Source organism: Streptococcus mitis (assembly GCF_901542415.1).
In the GTDB taxonomy this organism is placed as follows: Bacteria; Bacillota; Bacilli; order Lactobacillales; family Streptococcaceae; genus Streptococcus; species Streptococcus mitis_BL.
Genome location: NZ_CABEHV010000004.1, coordinates 950,916 through 964,411, shown reverse-complemented (window position 1 = coordinate 964,411; position 13,496 = coordinate 950,916). Strand labels below are relative to the sequence as shown.

Sequence of the window (13,496 nt, the reverse complement as noted above, 5' to 3'; positions counted from 1 at the left end):
TCTAAGAAAAATAAAAAAGAGAGCAGTTAAAGTATGAAAATTTTAATTGTAGAAGATGAAGAGATGATCCGTGAGGGAGTCAGTGACTATTTGACGGATTGCGGTTATGAAACCATTGAGGCAGCAGACGGTCAAGAAGCCTTAGAAAAATTTTCCAGCTATGAAATAGCCTTGGTTTTACTGGATATCCAGATGCCCAAGCTCAATGGCCTAGAAGTCCTAGCGGAGATTCGTAAAACCAGCCAAGTCCCTGTCTTGATGCTGACCGCCTTTCAGGATGAGGAATACAAGCTGAGCGCCTTTGCCTCTCTGGCAGATGGCTATCTGGAAAAGCCCTTCTCCCTCTCCCTCTTAAAAGTGAGGGTAGACGCGATTTTTAAGCGCTACTACGATACAGGACGAGTCTTCTCCTATAAGGATACCAAGGTGGACTTTGAGAGCTACAGTGCCAGCCTAGCAGGTCAAGAAGTGGCTGTTAATGCTAAAGAGTTGGAAATTTTGGACTATCTGGTGAAAAATGAAGGACGGGCTTTGACCCGATCTCAGATAATTGATGCCGTATGGAAAGCGACAGATGAGGTTCCCTTTGACCGTGTCATTGATGTTTATATCAAGGAGCTGCGGAAAAAGCTAGACTTGGATTGCATCCTCACTGTGCGCAATGTTGGTTATAAATTGGAGCGAAAATGAAACGAACAGGTTTATTTACAAAGATATTTATCTATACCTTCTCGATATTTAGTGTTCTGGTTATCTGCCTTCATTTGGCTATTTATTTTCTTTTTCCTTCTACTTATCTGAGTCATCGTCAGGAAACCATTGGTCAGAAAGCGACAGCCATTGCCCAGTCCCTAGAAGGTAAGGATAGGCAGAGCATCGAGCAAGTGTTAGACTTGTATTCTCAGACTAGTGATATCAAGGGGACCGTCAAGGGCGAGATGACCGAGGACAAGTTAGAAGTAAAGGACAGCCTTCCTCTGGATACAGATCGCCAGACAACCTCTCTTTTTATCGAGGAGCGCGAGGTGAAAACGCAGGACGGTGGTACCATGACTCTCCAGTTTTTAGCGTCCATGGATTTGCAAAAGGAAGCAGAGCAAATCAGTCTCCAGTTTCTTCCCTATACCTTGCTGGCATCCTTTCTGATTTCCCTTTTGGTAGCCTATATCTATGCTCGGACCATTGTTGCCCCGATTTTGGAAATCAAGCGGGTAACCCGTCGGATGATGGAACTAGATGCCCAAGTGCGATTGCGCGTGGATTCTAGGGATGAGATTGGTGATCTCAAGGAACAAATCAATAGCCTCTACCAGCATCTTTTGACTGTCATTGCGGACTTGCATGACAAGAATGAAGCTATTCTCCAGCTTGAAAAGATGAAGGTCGAATTCCTACGAGGGGCTTCTCATGAATTGAAAACACCACTGGCTAGTTTGAAAATCTTGATCGAAAACATGAAAGAAAATGTTAGTCGTTATAAGGATAGAGACCACTATCTGGGAGTTGCCTTAGGGATTGTGGATGAACTCAATCACCATGTTCTGCAGATACTTTCCCTCTCGTCTGTGCAGGAATTGAGAGATGATAGGGAACAAATTGACCTATACCAGATGACGCAAAGTCTAGTTCAAGATTATGCTTTACTAGCCAAGGAAAGAGAACTCCAGATAGACAATAGTTTAACCCATCAGCAGGCTTATCTAAACCCATCAGTTATGAAGTTGATTCTTTCTAACCTTATCAGCAATGCCATCAAGCATTCTGCTCCAGGTAGTTTGGTTCGTATTGGAGAGAGAGAAGGGGAACTTTTTATAGAAAATAGCTGCAGTCCAGAAGAACAAGAAAAACTAGCCCAGTCTTTTTCTGACAATGCTAGTCGCAAGGCCAAGGGTTCTGGGATGGGGCTCTTTGTGGTCAAGAGTCTATTAGAACATGAAAAATTACCTTATCGTTTTGAGATGAAGGAGAATCGTTTGACTTTCTTCATAGCTTTTCCAAAAGTCGCCCAAGACTAGGGATAGAAAGGGTTTACATAGATGAAGCTAGAAGAAATTCAATCGAAACTGCGGGAAAAACTAGATTTTTTTGTCAAAAAGTGATAAAATGAACAATGTAAATGGGATGACCCATAAAAATATACAGGAGGCCTGATAAAATGGCAATCGTTTCAGCAGAAAAATTTGTCCAAGCAGCTCGTGACAACGGTTATGCAGTTGGTGGATTTAACACAAACAACCTTGAGTGGACTCAAGCTATCTTGCGCGCAGCAGAAGCTAAAAAAGCTCCAGTTTTGATCCAAACTTCAATGGGTGCTGCTAAATACATGGGTGGTTACAAAGTTGCTCGCAACTTGATCGCTAACCTTGTTGAATCAATGGGTATCACTGTACCAGTAGCTATCCACCTTGACCACGGTCACTACGAAGATGCACTTGAGTGTATCCGAGTTGGTTATACTTCAGTTATGTTTGATGGTTCACACCTTCCAGTTGAAGAAAACCTTGAAAAAGCTCGTAAAGTTGTAGAATTTGCTCATGCAAATGGTGTATCAGTGGAAGCTGAAGTTGGTACTATCGGTGGTGAAGAAGACGGAATCATCGGTGATGGTGAATTGGCTCCAATCGAAGACGCTAAAGCAATGGTTGAAACTGGTATCGACTTCTTGGCAGCTGGTATCGGTAACATCCACGGTCCTTACCCAGAAAACTGGAAAGGTCTTCACCTTGATCACTTGCAAAAATTGACTGAAGCTGTACCAGGATTCCCAATCGTATTGCACGGTGGTTCAGGTATTCCTGATGAGCAAATCCAAGCAGCTATCAAACTTGGTGTTGCGAAAGTTAACGTTAACACTGAATGCCAAATCGCATTCGCTAACGCAACTCGTAAATTTGCTCGTGACTACGAAGCAAACGAAGCAGAATACGACAAGAAAAAACTCTTCGACCCACGTAAATTCTTGGCTGACGGTGTAAAAGCTATCCAAGCATCAGTTGAAGAACGTATCGACGTATTCGGTTCAGAAGGTAAAGCTTAATCTAGCTGAACAATACAGATAAAACCTACCCATTGGGTGGGTTTTTTGGCGTTTTAAGGAGACTATTAAACCAGAATTTTGGACTACTACTCTTCGAAAATCTCTTCAAACCACGTCATCTTCGCCTTGCCGTATGTGTAGGATACTGACTACGTCAGTTCCATCTACAACCTCAAAACAGTGTTTTGAGCAACCTACGGCTAGCTTCCTAGTTTGCTCTTTGATTTTCATTGAGTATAAAAATACCACTTTAAGAGAAAAATTTTCAATTTCACAAATTTTAAGCAAACGCTTGCATTATGGTTTTTATTGGATTATAATAGGTTGGTATAAAGCCTTCTGTAGCAATAAAATGTAGAAGGTATAGAAAGTAAGGATTTAGAATATTTGTAGTCAAAATACAATGTTGCTATTCCTTACCATAGGGAGATAGATATGGCAATGATAGAAGTGGAACATCTTCAGAAAAATTTTGTGAAGACTGTTAAGGAACCGGGCTTGAAGGGGGCTTTACGTTCCTTTATTCATCCTGAAAAGCAGACCTTTGAAGCGGTCAAGGATTTGACTTTTGAAGTTCCAAAAGGGCAGATTTTAGGCTTTATCGGAGCAAATGGTGCTGGGAAGTCGACAACCATCAAAATGCTGACGGGAATTTTAAAACCGACATCTGGTTTTTGTCGGATTAACGGCAAGATTCCCCAGGACAATCGTCAAGATTATGTCAAGGATATTGGGGTGGTCTTTGGACAACGTACTCAGCTATGGTGGGATTTGGCTCTGCAAGAGACCTACACGGTTTTAAAGGAGATTTACGATGTGCCAGATTCGCTCTTTCATAAGCGCATGGATTTTTTGAATGAAGTCTTGGATTTGAAGGACTTTATCAAGGATCCCGTACGAACTCTTTCGCTGGGACAACGGATGCGGGCGGACATTGCAGCTTCCTTGCTCCACAATCCCAAGGTTCTCTTTTTAGATGAGCCGACCATTGGTTTGGACGTTTCGGTCAAGGATAATATTCGTCGGGCTATTACTCAGATCAATCAGGAGGAAGAGACGACCATTCTCTTGACCACCCATGACTTAAGTGATATTGAGCAACTATGTGATCGGATTTTTATGATTGATAAGGGGCAAGAGATTTTTGATGGAACGGTTAGCCAGCTTAAGGAAACCTTTGGCAAGATGAAGACACTCTCCTTTGAACTGCTACCAGATCAAAGTCATCTCCTTTCTCACTATGAAGGCTTTTCGGATATGACAATTGACAGACAAGGAAATAGTCTCAACATTGAATTCGATAGTTCTCGCTACCAGTCAGCTGACATTATCAAGCAAACCCTATCTGATTTTGAAATCCGCGATTTGAAGATGGTGGATACGGATATTGAAGATATTATCCGTCGCTTCTACCGAAAGGAGCTCTAAGATGGTCAAATTGTGGAGACGTTATAAACCCTTTATCAATGCAGGGGTTCAGGAGTTGATTACTTACCGAGTCAACTTTATTCTTTATCGGATCGGCGATGTAATGGGTGCTTTTGTGGCCTTTTATCTCTGGAAGGCTGTCTTTGATTCTTCGCAAGAGTCCTTGATTCAGGGCTTTAGTATGGCAGATATCACCCTCTATATCATTATGAGTTTTGTGACCAATCTTCTAACTAGGTCCGATTCTTCCTTTATGATTGGAGAGGAGGTCAAGGATGGTTCCATTATCATGCGCTTGTTGAGACCAGTGCATTTTGCGGCTTCTTATCTCTTTACCGAGCTTGGGTCAAAGTGGTTGATTTTTATCAGTGTCGGTCTTCCATTTTTAAGTGTCATTGTTTTGATGAAAATCTTATCTGGGCAAGGGATGGTAGAAGTGCTGGGATTAACTGTCCTTTATCTTTTTAGCTTAACGCTAGCCTACCTGATCAACTTTTTCTTTAATATCTGCTTTGGTTTTTCAGCCTTTGTGTTTAAAAATCTTTGGGGTTCCAATCTACTCAAGACTTCCATAGTGGCCTTTATGTCTGGAAGTTTGATTCCCTTGGCTTTCTTTCCAAAGGTTGTTTCAGATATTCTGTCCTTCCTGCCTTTTTCATCCTTGATTTACACTCCGGTCATGATTATCGTTGGGAAATACGATGCCAATCAGATTCTTCAGGCGCTCGCTTTGCAGTTTTTCTGGCTCTTAGTGATGGTGGGCTTGTCTCAGTTGATTTGGAAACGAGTCCAGTCCTTTATTACCATTCAAGGAGGTTAGTATGAAAAAATATCAACGCATGCATCTGATTTTTATCAGACAATACATCAAGCAAATCATGGAGTATAAGGTTGATTTTGTGGTGGGGGTTTTAGGAGTCTTTCTGACTCAAGGATTGAACCTTTTGTTTCTCAATGTCATCTTTCAACATATTCCATCCCTAGAAGGCTGGACCTTTCAAGAGATTGCTTTTATTTATGGCTTTTCCTTGATTCCTAAGGGCTTGGACCATCTCTTTTTTGACAATCTCTGGGCGTTAGGTCAACGCTTGGTTCGAAAAGGAGAATTTGACAAATATCTGACTCGTCCTATCAATCCTCTCTTTCACATCCTAGTTGAGACCTTTCAGATTGATGCCTTGGGAGAACTTTTGGTCGGGGGTATTTTACTAGCAACAACTGTGACCAGCATTGCTTGGACCCTTCCAAAATTCCTACTTTTCCTAGTCTGTATTCCCTTTGCGACCTTGATTTATACTTCCTTGAAAATCGCGACAGCTAGTATCGCTTTTTGGACCAAGCAGTCAGGCGCCATGATTTACATTTTTTATATGTTCAATGACTTTGCCAAGTACCCGATTTCGATTTATAATTCATTTCTTCGTTGGTTAATCAGTTTTATTGTACCTTTTGCCTTTACAGCATACTATCCTGCTAGCTATTTCTTGCAGGACAAGGATGTAATCTTTAACATCGGAGGTTTGATGTTGATTTCCCTTGTTTTCTTTGTCATTTCCCTTAAACTTTGGGATAGGGGCTTAGATGCCTACGAAAGTGCGGGTTCGTAAATAATAGAATATCAAAGCCTTGTCTCAGGACAGGCTTTTTTTAATAGAGATGAAAATTTCTTGACACCTATTCTCAGAGTGCTATACTGTAAGTGTAATCGCCGATTTAGCTCAGTTGGTAGAGCAAGGCACTCGTAAAGCCTAGGTTATAGGTAGATAAACGACTGAGGATTTGAAAAAATAGATATGTAGAAGATAACCGTTAAGTCTTATTCTTAGCGGTTATTTATATTGTTTAATAGCGCTGATATTTCATCAATGATGTTTGACTTTGTGATGTTGCTAGTGCTTTAAGTTGATTGCTACTATTTTTGATGGTGTGAATGTGCTTATAATGTATCCCAGTTAACTACGAAACTTTTTGACTTGATTTTTAACATATGTTAAAAAATAAATTAACCCGTATTAATTTTTCTTGACTTAAAATTTTTTAATTGATATACTATTTTTCAGAGAGCTAACAATTATATATAAATGTACTACTCTATTTCCTAGATAATACTTAGTAAAACTTTTTATAACAAAGGCTAGCAAAGTTAAAGTTTACTATCTATTGGAAGTTAAATAAATATGTAAGGAATTAAAATGAAAAAAAGTACAGTATTGTCATTAACCACAGCTGCCATTATTTTAGCAGCATATGTCCCTAATGAGGTAATTTTAGCAGACACATCTAGCTCTGAAGATGCTTTAAATATCTCTGATAAAGAAAAAGTAGTAGTAAATAAGGAAGCAGAAAATAAAGAAAAACATGAAAATATTCATAATGCTATAGAAACTTCCAAGAATACTGAAGAGAAGAAAACAACAGTTATTGAGGAAAAAGAAGTTGTTAGTAAGGAATCTGTGATAGACAATAACACTAGCAACGAAGAAAAAATCAAAGAAGATTCCAATCAACCCAAAGAAGATAAAGTGGACTCGTCTGCAAGTAAAGACCCAGAAAGTCCCCAAAAAGAGGATAAACTTGTCTATATTGCTGAATTTAAAGATAAGGAATCTGGAGAAAAAGCAATCAAGGAATTATCCAATCTTAAGGATACAAAAGTTTTATATACTTATGATACAGTTTTTAATGGTGTTGCAATAGAAACAACTCCAGATAATCTGGACAAAATTAAACTAATAGAAGGTATCTCATCGGTTGAACGATCACAAAAAGTCCAGCCAATGATGAATCATGCTAGGAAGGAAATTGGAGTTGAAGAGGCAATTGATTACCTAAAATCTATCAATGCTCCATTTGGTAAAAATTTTGATGGTAGAGGTATGGTCATTTCAAATATCGATACCGGGACAGATTATAGGCATAAGGCCATGAGGATTGATGATGATGCTAAAGGCTCAATGAGATTCAAAAAAGAAGACTTAAAAGGTACTGATAAAAATTTCTGGTTGAGTGATAAAATCCCTCATGCTTTCAATTATTATAATGGTGGTAAAATTACTGTAGAAAAAGCTGATGATGGAAGCGATTATTTTGATCCACATGGAATGCATATTGCAGGGATTCTTGCGGGAAATGATACTGAAAAAGATATTAAAAACTTTAACGGAATAGATGGAATTGCGCCTAATGCACAGATCTTCTCTTATAAAATGTACTCTGACGCAGGATCTGGCTTCGCAGGAGATGAAACAATGTTTCATGCTATTGAAGATTCGATCAAACACAATGTCGATGTTGTTTCGGTATCATCTGGCTTTACAGGAACAGGTCTTGTAGGTGAGAAATATTGGGAAGCTATTAGAGCGTTAAGAAAAGCAGGCATTCCAATGGTTGTAGCTACGGGTAACTATGCGACTTCTGCTTCAAGTTCTTCATGGGATTTAGTGGCAAATAATAATCTGAAAATGACAGATACTGGAAATGTAACGCGAACTGCAGCACATGAAGATGCGATAGCGGTCGCTTCTGCTAAAAATCAGACAGTTGAGTTTGATAAAGTCAACATAGGTGGAGAAAATTTTAAATACAGAAATATAGGGGCCTTTTTCGATAAGAATAAAATCATAACAAATGAAGACGGTTCAAAAGCTCCTAGTAAATTAAACTTTGTATATATAGGCAAAGGTCAAGACCAAGATTTGATAGGATTGGATCTTAAGGGCAAAATTGCAGTAATGGATCGAATTTATACCAAGGATTTAAAAGATGCTTTTAAAAGAGCAACGGATAAGGGCGCACGCGCCATTATGGTTGTAAATACTGTCAATTACTACAACAGAGATAATTGGACAGAGCTTCCAGCCATGGGATATGAAGCGGATGAAGGGACTAAAAGTCAAGTATTTTCAATTTCAGGAGATGATGGTGTAAAACTATGGAACATGATTAATCCTGATAAAAAAACTGAGGTTAAAAGAAATAGTAAGGAAGATTTCAAAGATAAATTGGAGCAATACTATCCAATTGATATGGCCAGCTATAATTCTAATAAACCGAATGTAGGTGACGAAAAAGAGATTGACTTTAAGTTTGCACCTGACACAGACAAAGAATTGTATAAAGAAGATGTCATAGTTCCAGCAGGATCCACATCTTGGGGACCGAGAACAGATTTGCTTTTAAAACCTGATGTCTCAGCACCAGGTAAAAATATTAAATCCACTCTCAATGTCATTAATGGGAAATCAACTTATGGTTATATGTCAGGGACTAGTATGGCAACTCCAATCGTGGCAGCTTCTACTGTTTTGATTAGACCAAAGTTAAAGGAAATGCTTGAAAGACCTGCCTTGAAAAATCTTAAGGGAGATGACAAAATAGACCTTACAAGTCTTACAAAAATAGCCCTACAAAATACTGCACGGCCTATGATGGATGCAACGTCTTGGAAAGAAAAAAGTCAATACTTTGCATCACCTAGACAACAAGGAGCAGGGCTAATTAATGTTGCTAATGCTTTGAGAAATGAAGTTGTAGCGACTTTCAAAAACACGGATTCTAAAGGCTTGGTAAACTCTTATGGTTCTGTTTCTCTTAAAGAAATAAAAGGAGATAAAAAATACTTTACCGTTAAGCTTCACAATACATCAAACAGACCTTTGACCTTTAAAGTTTCAGCATCAGCGGTAACTACAGATGCTCTAACTGATAGACTAAAACTGGATGAAACATACAAAGACGAAAAATCTCCAGATGGGAAGCAAATTGTTCCAGAAATCCACCCAGAAAAAGTCAAAGGAGCAAATATCACATTTGAGCATGACACTTTCACTATAGGCCCAAATTCTAGCTTTGATTTAAATGCGGTTATAAATGTTGGGGAGGCTAAAAACAAAAATAAATTTGTAGAATCATTTATTCATTTTGAGTCAGTGGAAGAAATGGAAGCTCTAAACTCCAATGGTAAGAAAACAAATTTCCAACCTTCTTTATCGATGCCTCTAATGGGATTTGCTGGGGATTGGAATAAGGAACCAATCCTTGATAAATGGGCCTGGGAAGAAGGTTCAAAATCAAAAACAATGGAAGGTTATGATGATGATGGTAAACCAAAAATTCCAGGAACCTTAAATAAGGGAATTGGTGGAGAACATGGTATAGATAAATTTAATCCAGCAGGAGTTATACAAAATAGAAAAGATAAAAATACAACATCCCTAGATAAAAATCCAGAATTATTTGCTTTCAATAACGAAGGGATCACCGCACCATCATCAAGTGGTTCTAATATTGCTAAAATTTATCCTTTAGATTCAAATGGAAATCCTCAAGATGCTCAACTTGAGAGAGGATTAACACCTTCTCCACTTGTATTAAGAAGTGCAGAAGAAGGAATGATTTCAATAGTAAATACAAATAAAGAGGGAGAAAATCAAAGAGACTTAAAAGTCATTTCGAGAGAACACTTTATTAAAGGAATTTTAAACTCTAAGAGAAATGATGCAAAGGGAATCAAATCTTCTAAACTAAAAGTGTGGGGTGACTTGAAGTGGGATGGACTCATCTATAACCCTAGAGGTAGAGAAGAAAATGCACCAGAAAGCAAGGATACCAAAGATCCTGCTACTAAGATAAGAGGTCAATTTGAACCGATTGCAGAAGGTCAATATTTCTATAAATTTAAATATAGATTAACTAAAGATTATACATGGCAGGTTTCCTATATTCCTGTAAAAATTGATAACACAGCCCCTAAGATTGTTTCGGTTGATTTTTCAAATCCTGAAAAAATTAAGCTGATTACAAAGGATACTTATCACAAGGTAAAAGATCAATACAAGAATGAAACCCTATTTGCGAGAGATCAAAAAGAACATCCTGAAAAATTTGACGAGATTGCAAACGAAGTTTGGTATGCTGGCGCCGCTCTGGTTAATGAAGATGGAGAGGTTGAGAAAAATCTTGAAGTAACTTACGCAGGTGAGGGTCAAGGAAGAAATAGGAAACTTGACAAAGACGGAAATACCATTTATGAAATTAAGGGTGCAGGAGATTTAAGAGGAAAAATCATTGAAGTCATTGCACTAGATGGCTCTAGCAATTTCACAAAGATTCATAGAATTAAATTTGCTGATCATGCTGATGAAAAGGGGATGATTTCCTATTATCTAGTAGATCCTGACCAAGATTCATCTAAATACCAAAAGCTTGGCGAGATTTCCGAATCTAAATTTAAAAATTTAGAAAATAGAAAAGAGGATAGTCTTAAAAAAGATACAACTGAGGAAGAAAATCATCAAGACAATGAAGAGTCTATTGAAGAAAAATCTAGCTTGACTATTCATAAAACTATTTCAACAATTAGAGAGTTTGAAAGTAAAGACTTGAAGAAACTCATTAAAAAGAAATTTAGAGAAGTTGATGACTTTACAAGTGAAACTGGTAAGAGAACAGAGGAATACGATTATAAATACGATGATAAGGGAAATATCATTGCTTATGACGATGGTAGTGCCTTAGAATATGAAACTGAAAAACTTGACGAAATCAAATCAAAAATTTATGGTGTTCTAAGCCCGTCTAAAGATGGACACTTTGAAATTCTTGGAAAGATAAGTAATGTTTCTAAAAATGCCAAGGTATATTATGGAAATAACTATAAATCGATAGAAATCAAAACGACTAAGTATGATTCACATTCAAAAACGATGACATTTGATTTATACGCTAATATTAATGATATTGTGGATGGATTAGCTTTTTCAGGAGATATGAGATTCTTTGTGAAAGATGATGATCAGATAAAAGCTGAAACGAAGATTAGAATGCCTGAAAAAAATAAGGAAACTAAGACAGAATATCCGTATGCATCAAGTTATGGGAATGTAATAGAATTAGGAGAAGGAGATCTTTCAAAAAACAAACCAAACAATTTAACGGACATGGAATCTGGTAAAATCTATTCTGATTCAGAAAAACAACAATATCTGTTAAAAGACAACATCATTCTAAGAAAAGGCTATGCACTAAAAGTGACTACCTATAATCCTGGAAAAACGGATATGTTAGAAGGAAATGGAGTCTATAGCAAGGAAGATATAGCAAAAATACAAAAGACCAATCCTAATCTAAGAGTCCTTTCAGAAAAAATAATTTATACTGATAGTAGAAATGTTGAAGATGGAAGAAGTACTCAAGCTGTATTAATGTCGGCTTTGGACGGCTTTAACATTGTAAGATATCAAGTGTTTACCTTTAAAATGAACGATAAAGGGGAGGCAATCGATAAAGATGGAAATCTTGTAACAGATCCTTCTAAACTGGTATTATTTGGTAAGGATGGTAAAGAGTACACTGGAGAGGATAAGTCCAATGTAGAGGCTATAAAAGAAGATGGCTCTACGTTATTTATTGATGCAAAACCAGTAAACCTTTCAATGGACAAGAACTACTTTAATCCATCTAAATATAATAAAATTTATGTACGAAATCCAGAATTCTATTTAAGAGGTAAGATTTCTGATAAGGGTGGTTTTAACTGGGAGTTGAGAGTTAATGAATCGGTTGTAGATAATTATTTAATCTACGGAGATTTACATATTGATAACACTAGAGATTTTAACATTAAGCTTAATGTTAAAGACGGTGACATCATGGACTGGGGAATGAAAGACTATAAAGCAAACGGATTCCCAGATAAGGTAACAGATATGGATGGAAATGTTTATCTTAAAACTGGCTATAGCGATTTGAATGCGAAAGCGGTTGGAGTACACTATCAATTTTTATATGATAATGTTAAACCAGAAGTAAACATTGATCCTAAGGGAAATACTAGTATTGAATATGCTGACGGAAAATCTGTAGTCTTTAATATCAATGATAAAAGAAATAATGGATTCGATGGTGAGATTCAAGACAAACATATTTATGTAAATGGAAAAGAATACAAATCATTTGATGATATTAAACAACTAACAGATAAGACACTAAACATTAAGATTGTTGTAAAAGATTTTGCAAGAAATACAACCGTAAAAGAATTCATTTTAAACAAAGATACGGGAGAGGTGAGCGAATTAAAACCTCATACGGTGACTGTGACCATTCAAAATGGAAAAGAAATGAGTTCAACGATAGTGTCGGAAGAAGATTTCATTTTACCTGTCTATGAGGGTGAATTAGAAAAAGGATATCAATTTGATGGCTGGGAAATTTCTGGTGTCGAAGGGAAAAAAGATGCTGGTTATGTTATTAATCTATCAAAAGATACCCTTATAAAACCTGTATTCAAGAAAATAGAGGAGAAAAAGGAAGAGGAAAATAAACCTACTTTTGATGTATCCAAAAAGAAAGATAACCCACAGACAAATCCTAGTCAATTAAATCAAAGTAATAGAAAAGAGGATTTACAAAGAGAAAATCATTCACACAAATCTGATTCAACTAAAGATGTTAAAACTACAGTTCCTGTACAAGTAAATTATAGTCAATTAGATGAAAGTCAAAGATCTGATTCAACTAAGGATGTTACAGCTACAGTTCCTGATAAAAATGATAAAAACTTTGAAAATAAGAAGGAAGTTTATCTTAATGAACCAGAGAATATAGCTAATAAACATACCAATATCGATAGTAAATCGGATACTAACAATTCTGATAGATTGCCAAAAACCGGAACAGTTAGAGAAGGTTTTACACCATTCATTGCTGGAATAATGTTTACCGTAGGTGCATTTCTTGGATTGAAGAAAAAAGATCAAGATTAAGACCAAAGCTATAGATGAAAAAATGGTTTATGTACTGAGATAGCGTGATGATGAAACAGTTTTGTGAAAATAGCCATTTATAACTCAATTATTTAGTTTACTTTACTATTGATACTCTTTTAGGCTTTATTAATGGACTTAGTTTCGATAACTAATGAATTGATTGAAAGGGTTAATATTGACAAATATTGATTAGCAAATAGAGTCTATCACAATTTAAAGGCTAATAGAGGTGATGAGATAATTTCAAGGAATTAAGTAGCGTT

Annotated in this window: 7 protein-coding genes; all 7 read left to right on the top strand. The window is 36.9% G+C overall.

The annotated features are described in order from the left end of the window. Positions 1-33: 33 nt before the first annotated feature. A complete protein-coding gene (vncR, locus tag FQT24_RS04905) occupies positions 34-690 on the top strand; it encodes a response regulator transcription factor VncR (RefSeq protein ID WP_024057458.1) in 657 nt (218 codons plus the stop codon). Beyond that, on the top strand, positions 687-2,015 hold the full coding sequence (gene vncS, locus FQT24_RS04900) for a sensor histidine kinase VncS (RefSeq protein ID WP_143952356.1): 1,329 nt from the start codon (positions 687-689) through the stop codon (positions 2,013-2,015). The genes vncR and vncS overlap by 4 nt, the downstream gene beginning before the upstream one ends. A gap of 140 nt (positions 2,016-2,155) precedes the next feature. Then, a complete protein-coding gene (locus FQT24_RS04895) occupies positions 2,156-3,037 on the top strand; it encodes a class II fructose-bisphosphate aldolase (protein ID WP_001019006.1) in 882 nt (293 codons plus the stop codon). Between the two features lie 435 nt (positions 3,038-3,472). Further along, positions 3,473-4,465, top strand: coding sequence for an ABC transporter ATP-binding protein (locus tag FQT24_RS04885; RefSeq protein WP_143952354.1), 993 nt, complete (start codon positions 3,473-3,475; stop codon positions 4,463-4,465). A gap of 1 nt (position 4,466) precedes the next feature. Beyond that, positions 4,467-5,285, top strand: coding sequence for an ABC transporter permease (locus tag FQT24_RS04880; protein WP_045606003.1), 819 nt, complete (start codon positions 4,467-4,469; stop codon positions 5,283-5,285). A 1-nt stretch (position 5,286) separates the two neighbouring features. After that, positions 5,287-6,072: an ABC transporter permease gene (locus tag FQT24_RS04875; protein WP_045611242.1), complete on the top strand. Its 786-nt coding sequence runs from the start codon at positions 5,287-5,289 to the stop codon at positions 6,070-6,072. Positions 6,073-6,657: 585 nt separating this feature from the next. Beyond that, a complete protein-coding gene (locus FQT24_RS04865; RefSeq protein WP_143952353.1) occupies positions 6,658-13,230 on the top strand; it encodes a S8 family peptidase in 6,573 nt (2,190 codons plus the stop codon). Positions 13,231-13,496: the final 266 nt, after the last annotated feature.

What these genes read in the sequence shown, in the direction of transcription:
- FQT24_RS04865 (WP_143952353.1), top strand. Translation starts at nt 6,658, where the DNA reads ATGAAAAAAAGTACAGTATTGTCATTAACCACAGCTGCCATTATTTTA.
- FQT24_RS04895 (WP_001019006.1), top strand. Translation starts at nt 2,156, where the DNA reads ATGGCAATCGTTTCAGCAGAAAAATTTGTCCAAGCAGCTCGTGACAAC.
- FQT24_RS04885 (WP_143952354.1), top strand. Translation starts at nt 3,473, where the DNA reads ATGGCAATGATAGAAGTGGAACATCTTCAGAAAAATTTTGTGAAGACT.
- vncS (WP_143952356.1), top strand. Translation starts at nt 687, where the DNA reads ATGAAACGAACAGGTTTATTTACAAAGATATTTATCTATACCTTCTCG.
- FQT24_RS04880 (WP_045606003.1), top strand. Translation starts at nt 4,467, where the DNA reads ATGGTCAAATTGTGGAGACGTTATAAACCCTTTATCAATGCAGGGGTT.
- vncR (WP_024057458.1), top strand. Translation starts at nt 34, where the DNA reads ATGAAAATTTTAATTGTAGAAGATGAAGAGATGATCCGTGAGGGAGTC.
- FQT24_RS04875 (WP_045611242.1), top strand. Translation starts at nt 5,287, where the DNA reads ATGAAAAAATATCAACGCATGCATCTGATTTTTATCAGACAATACATC.